This window comes from Methylobacterium sp. J-072, assembly GCF_022829425.1.
Lineage (GTDB): Bacteria > Pseudomonadota > Alphaproteobacteria > Rhizobiales > Beijerinckiaceae > Methylobacterium.
In genome coordinates, this window is sequence record NZ_JAKSYK010000009.1 from 1 (window position 1) to 16,256 (window position 16,256).

At 68.0% G+C, this 16,256-nt stretch carries 17 protein-coding genes; 8 read left to right on the top strand and 9 right to left on the bottom strand.

Annotated elements, in window-relative coordinates:
• Window positions 1-314: 314 nt before the first annotated feature.
• The gene (locus MKK67_RS00135) at window positions 315-737 is read left to right on the top strand and encodes a hypothetical protein (protein ID WP_243960644.1); all 423 of its coding nucleotides are present in this window, start codon (window positions 315-317) and stop codon (window positions 735-737) included.
• 347 nt (window positions 738-1,084) lie between these two features.
• On the opposite strand, the gene MKK67_RS00140 is transcribed toward MKK67_RS00135, so the two are convergent.
• The 8 genes from MKK67_RS00140 to MKK67_RS00175 form a co-directional block, all read right to left on the bottom strand.
• A complete protein-coding gene (locus MKK67_RS00140) occupies window positions 1,085-1,630 on the bottom strand; it encodes a transglycosylase SLT domain-containing protein (protein WP_243960646.1) in 546 nt (181 codons plus the stop codon).
• Window positions 1,590-2,108, bottom strand: a complete 519-nt coding sequence (locus MKK67_RS00145; RefSeq protein ID WP_243960648.1) for a flagellar hook-length control protein FliK — start codon at window positions 2,106-2,108, stop codon at window positions 1,590-1,592. Before MKK67_RS00145 ends, MKK67_RS00140 begins: the two co-directional genes overlap by 41 nt.
• Before the next feature lie 43 nt (window positions 2,109-2,151).
• A complete protein-coding gene (locus MKK67_RS00150) occupies window positions 2,152-2,913 on the bottom strand; it encodes a hypothetical protein (protein WP_243960650.1) in 762 nt (253 codons plus the stop codon).
• A 257-nt stretch (window positions 2,914-3,170) separates the two neighbouring features.
• Window positions 3,171-4,424: a MotB family protein gene (locus MKK67_RS00155; protein WP_243960652.1), complete on the bottom strand. Its 1,254-nt coding sequence runs from the start codon at window positions 4,422-4,424 to the stop codon at window positions 3,171-3,173.
• A gap of 2 nt (window positions 4,425-4,426) precedes the next feature.
• Entirely contained in the window at window positions 4,427-5,071 is a 645-nt protein-coding gene (locus MKK67_RS00160) for a hypothetical protein (RefSeq protein WP_243960654.1), read from the bottom strand.
• Window positions 5,071-5,634, bottom strand: a complete 564-nt coding sequence (locus MKK67_RS00165; RefSeq protein WP_243960656.1) for a hypothetical protein — start codon at window positions 5,632-5,634, stop codon at window positions 5,071-5,073. Before MKK67_RS00165 ends, MKK67_RS00160 begins: the two co-directional genes overlap by 1 nt.
• Before the next feature lie 231 nt (window positions 5,635-5,865).
• Complete coding sequence (gene flgF / locus MKK67_RS00170) at window positions 5,866-6,606, bottom strand: flagellar basal-body rod protein FlgF (protein WP_243960658.1); 741 nt, start codon at window positions 6,604-6,606, stop codon at window positions 5,866-5,868.
• A gap of 1 nt (window position 6,607) precedes the next feature.
• Window positions 6,608-7,387 (bottom strand): DUF1217 domain-containing protein, encoded by a 780-nt coding sequence (locus MKK67_RS00175; protein WP_243960660.1) that lies wholly within the window; start codon window positions 7,385-7,387, stop codon window positions 6,608-6,610.
• A 174-nt stretch (window positions 7,388-7,561) separates the two neighbouring features.
• Here MKK67_RS00175 and motA point away from each other — a divergent pair, with 174 nt between their 5' ends.
• From motA to flhB, 6 genes are all read left to right on the top strand, one after another.
• Window positions 7,562-8,449, top strand: coding sequence for a flagellar motor stator protein MotA (motA, locus tag MKK67_RS00180; protein ID WP_243960662.1), 888 nt, complete (start codon window positions 7,562-7,564; stop codon window positions 8,447-8,449).
• Window positions 8,449-9,387, top strand: coding sequence for a flagellar motor switch protein FliM (locus MKK67_RS00185; protein ID WP_243960664.1), 939 nt, complete (start codon window positions 8,449-8,451; stop codon window positions 9,385-9,387). Before motA ends, MKK67_RS00185 begins: the two co-directional genes overlap by 1 nt.
• Window positions 9,368-9,706: a hypothetical protein gene (locus MKK67_RS00190; protein ID WP_243960666.1), complete on the top strand. Its 339-nt coding sequence runs from the start codon at window positions 9,368-9,370 to the stop codon at window positions 9,704-9,706. The genes MKK67_RS00185 and MKK67_RS00190 overlap by 20 nt, the downstream gene beginning before the upstream one ends.
• A gap of 116 nt (window positions 9,707-9,822) precedes the next feature.
• Entirely contained in the window at window positions 9,823-10,209 is a 387-nt protein-coding gene (gene fliN, locus MKK67_RS00195) for a flagellar motor switch protein FliN (RefSeq protein WP_243960674.1), read from the top strand.
• Between the two features lie 14 nt (window positions 10,210-10,223).
• Complete coding sequence (locus MKK67_RS00200) at window positions 10,224-11,249, top strand: flagellar motor switch protein FliG (protein ID WP_243960668.1); 1,026 nt, start codon at window positions 10,224-10,226, stop codon at window positions 11,247-11,249.
• A gap of 14 nt (window positions 11,250-11,263) precedes the next feature.
• Window positions 11,264-12,328: a flagellar biosynthesis protein FlhB gene (gene flhB / locus MKK67_RS00205; RefSeq protein ID WP_243960670.1), complete on the top strand. Its 1,065-nt coding sequence runs from the start codon at window positions 11,264-11,266 to the stop codon at window positions 12,326-12,328.
• 44 nt (window positions 12,329-12,372) lie between these two features.
• On the opposite strand, the gene MKK67_RS00210 is transcribed toward flhB, so the two are convergent.
• A complete protein-coding gene (locus tag MKK67_RS00210) occupies window positions 12,373-14,514 on the bottom strand; it encodes a malate synthase G (RefSeq protein ID WP_243960676.1) in 2,142 nt (713 codons plus the stop codon).
• Window positions 14,515-14,671: 157 nt separating this feature from the next.
• Here MKK67_RS00210 and MKK67_RS00215 point away from each other — a divergent pair, with 157 nt between their 5' ends.
• Complete coding sequence (locus MKK67_RS00215; RefSeq protein WP_243960672.1) at window positions 14,672-15,571, top strand: LysR family transcriptional regulator; 900 nt, start codon at window positions 14,672-14,674, stop codon at window positions 15,569-15,571.
• Window positions 15,572-16,256 lie beyond the last annotated feature (685 nt).

Genomic DNA, 16,256 nt, shown 5'->3' on the forward strand with positions numbered 1-16,256 from the left:
ACGACAGAGCAGTGGGCGTTTTGTGAGAGGCTCTTAGGGCGCTTGCCGCCGACGTGGATACCGGTTCGGCGTCAGCGAGCGGAGCACATCGAGGACGGCTCTCGTGCGGATCCGGCGAAGGCCGATTCATCCGTCCAGGCCTCACCGATGCTGTCGAACGATCCGGCTTGACCGGTACTGGCAGATGAAGTGACATCGCCACCGGGGGAAAAACTGTTGATCGGTTCCCCCGCCCGCGGGTGCGACATTTACATCGACGGACAACGCCTTAGCTTGTCGGTAGGAACTACCCACGAATCACGGAATTCCTGCCGATGATCGCCCACAGGGTAGCGCTCGCCGGCACGGTTCTCATGCTGAGCATCGTGCCGGCGGCCTCTCAGTTGCGCCGCCCGATGACCTGTACGGAGGACGTGTCGGTGCGGCTCGATCCGGTCCCCGTCCCAGACGGCGCGAAGCCGCAACCGCAACCGCAGCCGCAACGTGCGCGGACCTTCTCGCTGGTCTCCAGCGGCGGCCTGCTGACCGTCATCTCCGCCGGACGCTCCGATTATTATGAATGCCAAGTGGCTTCGCCGCGCCTGAACGAACGGACGCCGCGCAATGCGATCAAGTGCCAGAACGGCGTGTATTTTCTTCTGATCGACCTGAACAAGTTGAACTTCGTCGAGGCGCAGCTCAATCCGGAAGACCGCAGCGAGATCAAGGTGAGCTACGGGATCTGCCGGACTTTGTGACGGATTTCAGTCCATCCGGATGAGGATGTAGGCCGACACGGCGATGATGGCGACGGTGACGGCGAACAGCAGCAGCGTCTTCGCGAAGGGGTTGTCCGGCGGGTCTGGCGCGTCGTTCATGATGCTCCCCCAGCCCCGGAAGGATGGTGGCGTCTGCCGTCCGGCTCACCGTATGAGCGGCCAATCAGCGGCGTCTGCCTAGCGTGTTCAGTAATCTGCGCTGTTGGCGCTGAAGAATCCGTTTCCCGCTCATGTCCTGGATCGGGCCGTGCAACAAGCTTTACCGAAAGCTCGACCGCTTCTAACGTGATTCGGCGCGGCCGAGGCTCCCTTCGAAGGATGGAAGATCACCGGCAGAACTGCGTCGCCGCCGGGGTCCATTGGCCGAATCCCGTCGCGACCATGTTGGCGACGACCCGGCAGATATACTGCTTCTGCGCGGCATTGTTGTTCGGCCCGGCATGGTAACGGGCCACCGCCATGGTCCAGCTGCCCTCCCGCTTCTTGAGTTCCTGAAGGAATTGCGTCGCGTATTGGACGTTCGCGTGCGGGTCGATCATGGCCTCGACCGAGTTGAACTTGCCGCCGTGGTAATGGTGGTTGATCTGCATGCAGCCGAGATCGATCAGGCGCACGCCCTTGCTGCGCGCCTCCGCGAAGCGGGCGAGCACGTCCCGCGGCCCCGTCCCGAAATAGGCGGTCCCGGCGATGTTCATGGCATAGGGCTGCAGCGAGCCGCGCTTTCCGGTCTCCGTCAGGCCGACGGCGTAGAGCACGCCCAGCGGCACGCCGTAGCGCGCGGACGCGCGCCCCATCTCGTCCTCGCAGACATTCGCGGCGGCCGGGGCCGCGCTAGAGATAAACGCCGCCGTCACGAGGACGTACCGCTTCATCCGTCCGTTCTCCTTCGCGTCGGGTGGTGGCGGCTTGGCGCTGCGCGTCCTGCCTCTGTCGGGCGCCCTCGTTGCCCGGGCGCGCGCCCCCGTCGGCGAAGGAGGACGCGGCCTGCTGCTGGGAAGCCTGTTGCTGGGATCCGCCCGATCCGCCGGCATCGGCCGACCGAGCAGCCTGCCCGACGCTGACCTCGGCCCGATAGCCGCTGTTGCTCAAGAGGTCGGTGAGGAGCGCCGTGTCCTTGTGCAGGAGCGCGGCGGTCTCCGGCTGCGAGGCGCGCAGATGCGTTTCGAGCTGGCCGTTGGAGAGCCGCATCTCCACGGTGACGACACCCAGATCCTCCGGCCGGAGCTGGATCTTCAGCGTGCGCAGCGGCCCCGCCGGGACGGCGTTGGCCGCCGGATCGGCTGGAAGCTGGCCCTGCGCCGCCGCCGCGGTCGCGCGTTGGAGCTCCTCTCGGATGGCCGTGGCGATCATCGGCAGGGATCCGGCGGGCAGGCTCGCGGCGGTCCCGGTCCCGTCATGCGGCCCCGCCGCAGCGGAAGAATCCTCCGCGCGTTCGCCGACGGCGGCCAGAACGGCCCGTTCGACGCCCGACACGGCACGGCCCTGGGCGGGTGCGATCACCGCCGGCTGCTCGCCCTCCCCATCGGACGCCGCGGCGACGGCGCGCCGCGGATCCGGCTCGGACCGGATCTGGGGCGCGAGCTTCAGCGCCGCTGAAGGCCGCGAAGCGCGTCTCGTCCCGGCCGAAATCGAGCTGCGTCAGCTGGTACGCGAAGCGCTGCCGGAAATTGCCTGCGTAGATCGAGTGCTGAAAGCGACGCAGGTATTGGATGGCCAGAACCTCAAATTTCTTCAGATCGCCGCCCTGCCCGAGGGTGAAGATCTCGCGGCGCAGCGCGCCTTCCTCGACGAGGGTTCCCGGCATCGACAGCCGGACCCGGTCGAGGAGGGCGATCGCGCGGACCGGATTCTCGGTCACCGTCAGGGCGGCCTGCGTCAGGCCGATCGACCCGGCAAGCGTCGTCGGCAGGGGCGCCGTGTCGACATCCTTCAGCAGGCGGCTCGCCTCGGCCTCCTGGCCGTCGATATAGGCCAGCGCACCGCGCGCCAGATTCGTGTCGGGCAGGTCGGGGCTGCCCTTCCTGGTCAGGCGCCGCAGGATCGCCGGGCCACCGCCGCTGAGGGCGAAGACGATGGCCGCCTGCACGTTGCGCCGATCGGTCCAGACCTCCGACGCCGCGTTGAGGAGATCGCCCTCGATCCGGGCCATCAGCACGGGCTGGCTCTCATGCGCCGCCAGAGACCCCGTGGCGATCCGATCCTGCAACAATTGCAGGGTGCGCACCCACTCGACGGGACCGGCCTTGCGGCTCTGCTGCGGGTCGGCGGCTGGTGCCGTCGCGGGCGCCTCGGGCACGGGAGGTTGCGCCGGCTGCGGAGCCGCCTCGGTCGCCGTCTGCGGCACCGGGTTTGCGGCGACCGGGTACGGACAGAGGGTGAGAAGAGCGCCGAGGGCGATCTGCGTGATCCGCCTCATCCCGGAGTGCCCTGCAGGAGGATCTCGATCCGGCGGTTCTCGGGCGCCTTCGGATCCACGCCGCTCCGCGGCATCCGGTCGGCCGCGCCCTCGATCCGGGCGATCCGGGCTTCGTCGACGCCGGCCCGCGTCAGCATATAGGACGCGATATGGGCGCGCGCCGTCGAGAGCCGCCAGTTGTCGTAGACTTCGGAGCGGAACGGGCGGCTGTCAGTATGGCCGCGGACGACGATCTTGCCCGGCCGCCCGGCCAGGGCCTTCGCGATACGCTCCATGGCCCGCACCATCTCGGGGCGGGGCTCGGCCGAGCCCACCGCGAACATGCTGAAATTCAGGTCGTCCGTCACGTTGATCAGGAGTCCCTCCGGCGTACCCTGGACCTCGACATGCGGCCCGGAGGATGCGCCCGGGGCCGAGGGCGGAAAGATGCTGGCGATCTCCGCCTTCAGCGCCGCCTGGTCGGCCTGCGCCGCGGTTTGGGGCCCGGCACGGGCCGGTGTCTGCGCCGCGGCCTGGGTTTGGCTCTGGGCCTGGCCCGCCTCCGGCCCGCTCACGGGCGCCTTCGCGTCCTTCGTCGCGTCCTTCGTATCCTTGGCGTCCTTGGCGGCGTCCCTGGCCCCGGCGCTCTCGGGAGCGGTCGCGGCGGTGCGCCCCGCGCCGCGGGCGTCGGGCTGGGTCCGGGCTGGCGGCGGCGTGATCCCGGTGGGCGCGGACCGGTCCGTCTTGGCGGGCGAGACGGTAACCACCTGCCAGTACAGCGGATCGAACGGATCGCGCGCGATGTCGCCGCCCCGCCGCCCCGCCTCGCCGACATCGCCGATCGTAGCGCTCTGGGGCTTGTCCGGGTCGGGCTCGGTGGCCAGGTTCGCCAGCACCGCGTAGGGATCCTGGAACAGCTCCCGCTCCCGGGCCACCGAGCCCGGAGGCAGGGCGCCGGCCTTGTCGGGCTGATTGGCGCCCGATTCCGGCAGATTCGCCTTGTCGCCCGCCCGCGGATCGGCCGCGTTGGGCTGCGGATCGCTTAATCCTTTCTTGGACGGCAGGGCATCGGACAGGCTGATCGGATTGAAGTAGTTGGCGATGCTGGTCTTCGTCTCCTCGTTCGTGGCCTTGGTGAGCCACAGCACGAGGAACAGCGCCATCATGGCGGTCATGAAGTCGGCCAGGGCGATCTTCCAGGCACCGCCGTGATGGTCGCCCTCTTCCTCCGCGCGGCGGACGATGATGATTTCGTGCGGCTCGTCGGCCATGCTCAGCGATCCTCGACCAGGGTGGCGACGCGCTCGCCCCACGCCTGGAGCTGCGTCTCGATCACCGTCCCGTTCATCCGGATGCGCAGGTCGGGGCCCCCGTCGAAGGCAGCGACCAGCCGGCCGGGCGGCAGGTCCAGGCGCTTCGCGAGTGCCTCGACGAGGTCCGCCGGACCGGTCACCGCGAGCGTCCCCGACCGGTCGTCGGCCACGACGGACGACACGGTCGCGTGCAGGTCGGTGAGCGCCGCCTGCCGCAGGGCTTCCGCCAGGAAGGGCTGCAGGACCTGGGTCAGGCTCCGCGCCAGCTGCGTCTCCAGCGCGCGGACCTGCTCGACGAAGCCGGCCGCCAGGACGGCCGATTCCTCGTCCACCCAGCGCTGCCGCGCCTCGGCGAGGCCGGCGGCGCCGGCGTTACGCTCGGCCGCGATGGCGGCCTGCACCGCCTGTGCGACCAGAGCCTCGCCTTCGCGGCGTCCCTCCGCCCGCGCCGCAGCCGCGATGGCGTCCAGATCCGGCGGGCTCGCGGGCGCCGCCGGTGGTGGCGCGCTCGAATCGACGCGCTTGGGTATCAGCGCGGCCAGGGCGGAGGAGGAGCGCTGGCTCGTTCCCGAGAAGACGGTCCAGATCGGAGGGGCCTCAGCCATCACGCGGCCTCGTCACGGCTGAGCCATTGCTTCAGAATGTTGGCGACCTGCTCCTCGTCGAGTTCGACCAGCTGCTCGAGCTTCCGGATGGGCGAATGCGCCATCCGTTCCGTCAGGTCCTCGATGAGGTTGGGTTCATCGGGCAAGAGGGACTGTTCCGCCTGCAGCATGTCGAACTCAGCCGAGTCGGAATCCGGTCCTGCGAGGGCCAGTTCCGTCTCCGTCTCCGGCGAGCGGGCGAGGATCGCGTTGACGGCCGGACGCAGGCCGAACCAGATCAGCAGACATCCGACGATCAGGATCGTGGCCGCGTTGATCTGGGTTCCGGACTGGCGCATCAGGACATCGCCGATCCCGAGTGCGGGAGCCGGTGTGAGCGGCTGGCCCTCGTTGACGAAGCTGACCGCCGCCACCTTAATCTGGTCGCCGAGCTTCAGCAGGGGCAGGGTGATCTTGATGCGGCAATGGCCGAAGCCGATCTCGCTGACCGAGCCGCCGACCCGGATGACGGGATGTGCGTCCCGGTCCTCCAGGGCGCGGGCGAGCTGGTCGAGGGCGTTCATGGTGATCTCCGGAGCCCTCGACCCCGGGCCCTGCAACGGCGGCGAGCGCAGCTTTACGGTCGCGCCGCGTGCCACTCGCCCTTAAAAAATCACGGTTTCAAAAGGTCTTGGACCTTTTGCGGGTGCAGGGCGGAGCCCTGCGGACCTCGGGCCATCGCGGTATTCCACGCGCTAGAGCCGTTCCCGATCACGTTGCAATCGGGAACGGCTCTCAATCCTTGATTCGTCGCGCTAGCTCGCCGGCCCGAGGCCGCGGATCGCGCTCTGCAGCGACGATTCCGTTTCCGACACCGCGGCGGCCGCACCCTCGAAGGTGCGGGTGATCAGGATCAGCCGCGACATCTCCATGACGGGGTTGACGTTCGCGCCTTCCTGAAAACCCTGCTGCACGCGCACCGCCGTCTCGCCGCGCTGGTTGAAGTCGAGGATCGGCGCGCCCGGCCGGTCCGACGCGACCGCGTCGCCGTCGACCCGGGTGAGCTTGGCCGCGCTGTCGAGGCGGAAGACGCCGAGTGCCCCGATCTGATTGATCCCCTGGGTGATGATCCCGTCCTGGCCGATGGTGATCGGCGGCCCCTCGGGATCGACCGAGATCGGGGATCCGCCGGGATCCAGCACCGCGCGCCCGTTCAGGTCCTGAAGGTCGCCCGCGGCCGTGATCTGCATCCGGCCGTCGCGTGTATAGACCGGGCCCGACCGGCCCCGCACGGCCAGCCAGCCATCGCCCTGGATGCCGACGTCGAGGGGGCTGTCCGTCTTGTTGAGCGGGCCGGCCTTGCGCGACAGGAAGGTCTCGCCCGGCGTCACGAAGGCGGTGTCGCGCCCGCCCGCCTGGGACAGGATCGTCTCGAACTTCACCTCTTCGGCGCGGAAGCCGGCCGTCCCGAGGTTGGCGACGTTGTTCGCCACCGTGTTCAGGCGCTGTTCGAGGGCGACCTGGGCGGACAGGGTGACGTAGAGCGACGATTGCATGTCACCGGCCTCCCAGCCGGATGGATTGGAGCTTCAGCAAAATATCCGGACTGAGGCCGGCATCGGATCCGCTGAAGAGCGCCAATGCCGGTGTGGACGGCGCATTGTTTTGCGTGTCCCACATGATCGTAAAGCGCTTGAGGAACGTATTGAGTTTGTCCGGATCCTGGAGGCCCGCGATGTCGAGCTTGCGCTTGATCAGGTTGGCCTGTGCGTCGATGCTTCCTCTCGCGGCTTCAGCAGGTATGCCGAGTGCAGTCCGAACGACCTCGGCCAGCGCCTTGTCCGCGAGGATCGAGTAGGCGGACTTGATCGTTCCTGCCTTGCGTTGAAAATATAAAGCTAAGCGAACACCTTCGTCGTCTGCGCCGGCATCGGTTTCAAGATTCTGGCGAACGTAGTTATCTATGGTGGTGCTATATGCGCTGACATTGGAATTGAAATTCGCGCCGGAGTTCGAGAAGTTGAATGCGATGGCGAGGTCCTGGTATCGCGAATCCTGGAGCCGCTCGACCAGAACATTCCCTTTGCTGTCGGCTTCGCGGGTGAGGACCTTCTTCATGAAGGCTTTCGCGTAGGTCATTTCATCAAGGCCGTAGGCCTTCATGGCGAACGTATAGAGACGATTGTTCTTCATGAAATCGTCGATTGTCTTGACGCTGCCGATATTATCACGAAAGTATTGAATATCCCGCTTGATCGTCGATTCGGAAGCTTTACGCGCAAGGACGTTCGATAAATTCCGAGCAATATGTTGGTATTCGGTGAAGGTCGAGGTCATGCGACAGATCCTTCGTCAGTCCGTTAGGCGCGAGGCTAGTCGCTCAGGCTTGTCCGAGCCTTGCCTTTTTCCCTGTCACGGACTGGCGGTGCGCGCGGATACTGCTCCAGCCTTGCGCAAGCATGCCGGTCTAGGTCCGACGGTGTTGATTGGAACGACGTCAGGGCGCTGCGCGTGGGTGTTATCTTAGGCTTGCTGATCGCGATCGGCTGCGTCGGCGGCGGGTTCGCGGCCATGGGCGGCCACCTCGCCGTGATTTGGCAGCCCTTCGAATTCATCATCATCGGAGGCGCGGCTTTGGGCGCCTTCGTGGTCGCGAACCCGCTGAAGGTGGTCAAGGATACCGGCACCGCCATCGTGGACGCGGTTCTGAGCCGGGCGCCGAAGAAGGACGATTACCTCGCGCTGCTCGGCTTGCTGTTCGCGCTGACGCGGGAATTGCGGTCGAAGCCCCGCAACGAGGTCGAGCCGCATCTCGAGAATCCGGACGAATCCGAGATCTTCAAGGCCTTCCCGAAGGTGACCCGCGATAAGGAGCTGACGCTGTTCATCTGCGACTACGTGCGCCTCATCCTCATCGGCAACGCCCGACCCCACGAGATCGAGGCGCTGATGGAGGAGGAGATGGTCACCCATCGACGCGACAAGCTGAAGCCGTACGCTGCCTTGACCGGCGTCGCCGACGGGCTGCCGGCGCTGGGCATCGTGGCGGCGGTGCTGGGCATCGTGAAGGCGATGGGCGCGCTCGATCAGTCGCCGGCGCTCCTGGGGCACCTGATCGGCGCGGCCCTGGTGGGCACCTTCAGCGGCATCTTCATGTCCTACAGCGTCCTCGCCCCCCTCGGGACCAAGGTGAAGATCACCCGCGAGTCGCAGGGACGCGTCTACATCATCGTGAAGCAGACCCTGCTGGCCTACATGAACGGCGCCCTGCCGCAGATCGCCATCGAGCATGGCCGGAAGGCGATTTCCGCCGGCAATCGGCCGACGATCGACGAGGTCGAGAACGCGACGATCACCAACGGCTCGCGCGGCGACGCCGCCATGCGCGAGGCAGCGTGATGCCGGATCAGGACAAGCAACAAGTCACCAGCGACATCCGGGATCGGCTGCTGGACGCCGCGGGCCTCTCGCTCGACCGGCTGCCGATGCTGCACGTCATCCTGGACCGGGTAGCGACGTTCAGCGCCGAGCACCTGCGCCACTTCGCGGCGTCGCCCGTCTATTTCTCCCTGAGCAACGTCGAGAGCCAGCGCTTCGGGGACATCCTCGAACCCTACGAGGCGAACGCCATCGCGGGCATCTTCCAGGCGCCGGAATGGGACAGCCACATCCTGGTCGGCTTCGATCGCGACTTCGTCTTCACGATGGTGGAAGTTCTGCTCGGCGCCGATGGCTCCGAGCCGCCCCTCGACGAGGAGCGCTCCTTCTCGGCCATCGAGATGCGGATCGCCCAGCGCATCTTCGACCAGATCGGCAAGGCGCTGCAGGCCGCCTTCGCCCTGGTGGCGGACACGCCGTTCAAGCTCGAACGGACGGAATTGCGCATGGACTTCGCGGTGATCGGCCGTCGGAACAACCAGGCGGTGGCCGCGAAGTTCGTCCTGCAGGCGCTCAATCGCGGCGGCGAGATGTTCATCGTTCTCCCGCAATCCGTGCTCAATCCCATGCGCCAGAGCTTGGGCCGGATCCTGGTCGGCGAGAGCACGGCCCGCGATTCCCGTTGGACGCGGCAGATCGCCGGCGAGGTTCAGAAGACTCCCGTGACGCTCAAGGCGATTCTGGAGGAGAAGCCCCTGACCCTGGGCGAGATCGCCAGCCTGGAGGTCGGTCAGGTGATCGAGCTGCGGGCGACGCCGAATACGCGCGTCAAGCTCGAGGGCAACAATCGTGAGTTGTTCTGGTGCGACGTCGGGCAGCAGGATGGCACCATCGTGCTGCGTGTCGACCGGTTCATCGATCAGGATCAGGAGTTTATCGATGATGTTCTCGCTCGCTGAAGCCCTGCTCTTCGCCGCCCTGGTCGCGACGACCGGCTGTCTGGTCCCGATGTACATGCGGTTGAAGCGCCTGGACCGGTATCATGCGCAGTACCGGGACATGATCGACTGGAGCGCCTGCGCCATGGTCGGCGCGAGCAATGCCGTCCAGGCCTTCGCCCAGGAGGGGCGGACCGTCCTGGAGGATCTCAGCAGCGAGATTGAGTTCGCGAAGGCGGCCCTGGCCGAGCTCAAGGCCGAGCGGCTCAAGCTGACCTCCACGGTGCAGCCCGCGAGCGTCGCCCACGAGGCCGCGGTCGGCAGCCTGTCGAGCGTCTGATGCCGATGGCCGGCGCGCCCGCGCCGGACGCGAGCCGTGGCGTCGCCGCCTGAAGCCGCCCCCGCCTGGGCGGCGGCCGAGACGGCGCCGGTCCTGATTTCCTCAAGGAACCCATGATGTCATCCTCCTCAGACTTTTCGGATGCGGACGCCGACAACGGCCACAAGGAGAGCCTGTTCGCGAAGATCGAGGCCCAGGCCCAGGAGCGGCGCGAGCAGGACGAGAAGGCCGGCAGCGGCCGCAACCTGGATTCGATCCTCCGCATCCCGGTCCTGATGCAGGTGGTCCTCGGATCGGCGACGATGCCGGTAGCGAACCTGATGAAGCTGGGACGCGGGGCGATCGTCCCCCTCGACCACCGCGTCGGCGAGCCGGTCGACGTCGTTGTGAACGGCCGCGTCATCGCCCGGGGCGAGGTCGTCGTCGTCGAGGACGACAACTCCCGCTTCGGCGTGTCGCTGACCGAGATCGTCGGGCCCGCGTCGGCCGATTCGAACGGCTGACAGGACGCATCGTCATGGCCGCAGGCCCCGTCACCAAGACCACGCGAGTCCTGAACCCCGCCGAGGAGGTCGCGGCCGTCCTGATCGCGATGAACAAGGGGACGGCGAGTCGTCTGGTCAAGTATTTCGACAATGCGGAACTGAGGCAGATCACCCGCGCCGTCGCGCAGCTCGGGCCGGTCTCGCGATCGCAGCTCGAAAGCATCATCGAAGCGGTGACCGCCTTCTTCACCGACGGGGCGAACCTGATCGGGACGGCCCGCGAGATGGAGAAGCTGCTGGAGGGCAACCTGCCGCCCGAGCAGATCGCCAGCATCATGGCCGACGTCCTCGGCCAGGGCGAGCGCTCGGTCTGGGACCGCATCTCGAACGGGGCGGAGGCCGCCCTGGCCTCCTATCTGCTGAAGGAGCATCCACAGACCGCGGCCCTGATCCTGTCGAAGGTGAAGCCGGCCTGCGCCGCCAAGGTCATGGCTCAGCTTCCCGCACCCCTGCGGAACGGGGTCATGCGCCGGATGCTGACGTTCAAGCCCATCGTCGATGGCACGATGAAGATGATCGAGCAGACGATGCACGAGGACTTCATGATCAACCAGGCCCGCAACGCCGGTGCGGACACCCATGCGCGCATGGCCGACATCATCAACAAGATGGAGCGCCAGGGCATGGAGGAGGTCCTGGACAGCCTCGCGCAATCGCGCCCCAAATCGGCGGAGATCCTGAAGAGCCTGCTGTTCACCTTCGACGACATCATCAACATGACGCCCCGGGCGCGCACCAGCCTGTTCGATCAGATCCCGCCCGACCGCATCATCCTGGCGCTGAAGGGGACCAGCGGCACCCTCCGCAACGTCGTGCTGGGTGCCATCACGGCCCGCACGCGACGCCTCGTGGAGCACGAACTCGAAGGTGGCGAGCCGGCCTCCCAGCGCGATGTCCTCGAAGCGCGCCGTGCGATCACCGACCAGGCCCTGGAGATGGCTGCCCGCGGCGAGATCGAGCTCAACCAGGCTGAGTCGGAAGACACCTTCTTCAGCTGAACGGATCGGGTACGATGTCGGACGACGACAAGGAGAGCAAGACCGAGGCGGCGAGCGACAGGAAGATCAGCGAGGCGCTCGAGAAGGGGAATGTCCCGTTCTCGCGGGAGGTGCCGGTCTTCGCCTCGATCCTGGCGACGCTCGTCATCCTCGTCTTCATCCTGCGGGATCACGGCCCTCTCTTCGTCCGGCAACTCACCCTGCTCATCGAGCAGCCGCGAAACTTCTCGCTGGCTACCAGTCAGGATGCCGAACAGCTCGTCGTGGCGCTGGCCCTGGTGATGTGGCAACTTCTGCTGCCCATGCTGGTGATCCTGATGGCGGCCGCCCTCGCCGCCTCGGTGTTCCAGAATGTGCCGCGCATCGCGGGCGAGCGCATCAGGCCGCAATGGTCTCGCATCTCACCCGTCGGTGGATGGAATCGACTTTTCGGCCTGCAGGGGTTTATCGAATTTGGGAAAAGCGTCCTCAAATTCCTGGCCATCGGCGGCGTCGTCTTCATGATTCTACGCGCCGACCGACACGAGATCGTGAATATCATGTTCGAGGATCCGATCGGCCTGCCCGAACTCATTCTGAGCCTGTCGGTCCGGCTGGTTTCCGCTGTCAGCGTCGCGACGATCGCCCTGGTGGCGGGCGATCTGGTCTGGACGCGCGTGAAGTGGCAGCGCGACCTGCGGATGTTGAAGCAGGACCTGAAGGACGAGTACAAGCAGACCGAGGGCAACCCGGCGGTGAAGGCCAAGCTGCGCTCCATCGCGCTGGATCGCGTGCGCAAGCAGATGATGGCGTCCGTGCCCCGGGCCACGATGATCCTGGCCAACCCGACGCATTACGCCATCGCGCTGCGCTACGATCAGTCCGAGAACGACGCCCCCATGGTGCTGGCCAAGGGCAAGGACCTGCTCGCCCTGCGCATCCGCGAGATCGCCGAGAAGCACCGGATCGAGATCGTGGTCGACAAGACCCTGGCCCGGGCGATGTACGACAATGTCGAGATCAACCAGGCGATCCCGGCGGAATTCTACCGCGCGGTCGCCAACCTCCTCGTCTACGTGATGACGCGCAAGAAGCGCTGACGCCGGGGGATGCGCGGCTCACCCGGCGCCGGGGGCGGCGCTGATCAGGGGCCCCGGCGCTTCGCCTCCCGGCGGAAGCGGTGCAGGACGAACTCGGTGTAGCCGTTCGGCTGGGCCGCGCCCTCGAAGACCAGGGCCTCCGCGGCCCGGAAGGCCGGCCCGTCGAAAGCCGGACCCATCGGGCGGTAAGCCGGATCGGCCGCGTTCTGGCGATCGACGATGCCGGCCATCCGGCGCAGGGCCTCGGCGACCTGGGCGCGGTCGACGATGCCGTGGCGGAGCCAGTTGGCGATGTGCTGGCTGGAGATGCGCAGGGTGGCGCGGTCCTCCATCAGGCCGATATCGTGGATGTCGGGCACCTTCGAGCAGCCGACGCCCTGGTCGATCCAGCGGACCACGTAGCCGAGGATGCCCTGGCAGTTGTTGTCGAGTTCTTCCCGGACGGCCTCCGGCGCGAACGGCTCCGCGGCGAGCGGCAGCGTCAGCATGGCGGCCCGGGTCGCGGGTGCCCGGTCGCGGAGCTCCGCCTGGCGGGCACGCACGTCGGTCTGGTGGTAGTGGAGCGCGTGGAGCGTCGCCGCGGTCGGGGACGGGACCCAGGCGGTGTTGGCGCCGGCCGCCGGATGGTCGCCCTTGGCGGCGAGCATCGCCGCCATCCGGTCGGGGGCGGCCCACATGCCCTTGCCGATCTGCGCGTGGCCCGGCAGCCCGCAGGCCAGCCCGGCATCGACGTTGCCGTCCTCGTAGGCCCGGATCCAGGCGGTGGCCTTCATGGCATCCTTGCGGACCACCGGGCCGGCCTCCAGGGCGGTGTGGATCTCGTCGCCGGTCCGGTCGAGGAAGCCGGTGTTGATGAAGAACAGCCGGTCGGCGGCGGCGGCGATCGCGGCCCGGAGGTTCGCGCTGGTGCGCCGCTCCTCGTCCATCACGCCGATCTTCAGGGTCCGGGGCGCCAGCCCGAGCAGCGCCTCGACCCGGCCGAACAGCGCCACCGCGAACGCGACCTCCTCGGGGCCGTGCAGCTTCGGCTTGACCATGTAGACCGAGCCGGCCCGGCTGTTGCGCCGGGCGCCGTTCAGGTCGTGGAGCGCGATCAGCGCGGTGACGGCCGCGTCGAGCATCGTCTCGGGGATCTCGGCCCCGTCCAGCGTCACGGCGTCGGTGAGCATGTGGTGCCCGACATGGCGCACCAGCATCAGCGACCGGCCCGGCAGGGTCAGGCTGCCGCCGTCGGGGGCCGTGTAGGTCCGGTCCTCGGCGAGCCGCCGCTCGATGGTCCGGCCGCCCTTCGGCAGGCGGGCGACGAGGTCGCCGCGCATCAGGCCGAGCCAGCTCCGATAGACCGCGACCTTGTCGGCGGTGTCCACGGCGGCGACCGAATCCTCCATGTCCATGATGGTCGAGAGGGCGGATTCCAGCACCACGTCGGCGATGCCGGCCGGGTCGGTGCGGCCGATCGGGCTGGTCCGGTCGATCCGGATCTCGATATGCAGGCCGTGATGGCGCAGCAGAAGGGTCTCTGGCGCCTGAGCGGCGCCGCAAAAACCCGCCAGCGCGGCGCCGTCCCGCAGGGCGGCGCTTCGGCCGCCGCCGAGATCGACGGCGAGCGCGCCCGCGCTCACGGCAAAGCCCGCGGCCTCGGCCCAACTCCCCCCGGTCAGGGGCACGGCCGCGTCCAGGAACGCCTTGGTCCGGGCGACCACGGCGGCGCCGCGGGCCGGGTTGAAGCCCTGCCCCGGAGCGAGGTCGCCATCCTGCGGGATCGCGTCGGTGCCATAGAGCGCGTCGTAGAGGCTGCCCCAGCGGGCATTGGCGGCGTTGAGGGCGTAGCGCGCGTTCGAGATCGGCACCACGAGCTGCGGGCCGGCGATCTCGGCGATCTCGGCGTCCACGTCCGCGGTGGTGACCCGCACGGCCTCGGGCTCGGGTTGCAGGTAGCCGATCTCGGCCAGGAACGCCGCGTAGGCCGCCGGATCGTGCGGCGCGCCCCGGCGGTCGCGGTGCCAGGCATCGATATCGGCCTGGAGCCCGTCGCGCCGGTCGAGCAGGGCCCGGTTGCGCGGCGCGAGATCCCGGAGGATCGCGGCGAAGCCCGACCAGAACTGGTCCGCGTTCACGCCCGTCCCGGGCAGCGCCTCCTCGGACAGGAAGCGGCGGAGGTCTTCGGCGACGACGAGGCCCGACATGGCGATCCCCTGGGCTGGCGCGCGCATTTTCAGAAAAACTTGAGCGGCGCGTGAAGAATCTTTGACGACCCAGCGATAGAACCCTTGGCTCCCGCGAAAAAGGCGCCAAAAGGGATTTGATTCTTTCCGCGGCGTTGAGAATGCGCGTCCCATCGCCATGCACGATCACAGCGACCTGGAGATCTTCGCCCGGGTGGTCCGGGCCGGCAGCCTGACCCAGGCCGGGTCCGAGCTCGGCCTGTCGGTGGCGGTGGTGTCGAAGCGACTGAAGCGGCTGGAGGAGCGGCTCGCGGTGCGGCTGCTGCACCGGACCACGCGGCGGGTGGCACCCACCGATGTCGGCCAGGAATTCTTCCAGCGGATCGCCCCGATCGTCGACGCCATCGCGGAGGCCGAGACCCTGGTCTCGCAGCGGGCCTCCCGGGCGCGGGGGACCCTGCGGGTGACGGCGCCGAGCTCGTTCGGGCGGCTGCACATCGTCCCGCACCTGCGGGCCTTCTTCGCGCTCCATCCCGACATCGTCCTGAACCTGGAACTCAGCGACGATTTCGAGCCGATCGTCGAGCGCGGCTACGATCTCGCGATCCGGGTCGGCACCCTGGAGAGTTCCGGGCTGACCGCCGTGCGCCTCGCCCCAGTGCGGCGGGTTTTATGCGCACGCCCGAGCTATCTCGACGCGGCCGGACGCCCCGCCGGTCCGGACGACCTGCGCGGCCATGTCTGCCTCGCCACCGAGAACCAGAATCCGTGGCGCCTGGTCGGGCCGGACGGGCCCTGCACGGTGAGCGCCGCCGGGCCCCTGCGGACCCATTCCAACGAGGTCGTGCGCGAGGCGGTGATCGGCGGCCTCGGCATCGCGCTGCGCTCGACCTGGGACGTGCACGCGGAGCTGCGCAGCGGCCTGCTCGAAGTGGTGCTGCCCGCTTACACGGCGGCGGCCCAGGCGGGGATCTACGCAGTCTATCCGAGCCGGGCCTTCGTCCCGGCCAAGACGCGGGCCTTCATCGAATTCCTGAAGCGCTCCTACCGATCGAGCGCCGCCTGGCCGGAGCCGTGAGCCGCCCTGCCCCGCTCACCGGCGGGCGACCGGATTCGTAGGCAGCCGGATGAGGCGCGGGTCCCCTCGCCCGTGCGGGCTGGGATATTCACGCATCGCTGCTGGATGAGGGCCAAGGCTGGCCCCGAGCGCGTTCCCTCCCCCCTCTGCGGGCTACGATGTTCACACATCGGTTTGCGAAAGCCGCGACGCGCCCCCTCTCCCGTGCGGGAGAGGGTTGGGGTGAGGGACCAGGTTTTTCCGGAGAAGTCGCATCCCTCACCCTGTCCCTCTCCCGCATGGGAGAGGGGACCCGCGCCATATCCGGGGATGGGTGAAGCTGATAGCTCTGCGGGGGAGGGTGGCCTCCGCAGAGGGGGGAGGGAGCCGCGCCCAGGACTAGCCGACGCCCGCACGGCCGGCCGCGATGTGCGATCCGCCAAGGCATGAGTGTACCGCTGCGCATTTTGCAGGCCACGCCCCGCCCCCTGTCCCTGGGGGGAGACGGTTGGGGAGCAGGACCAGGGTCTTCCGGAGAGGTCCCATCCCTACCCCTGTCCCTCTCCCGCACGGGAGAGGGACCCGCGCCTTGAGCGGAGACGTGTGAGTCCACTCTGTCCCCGCCGGGCGAGGGAATCCCCTCTCAAGGCAGCGCCCTCGTAGAAAAGATCAGGACCCCGCCGCGCAGATCCGAGCCCCAGGCGGC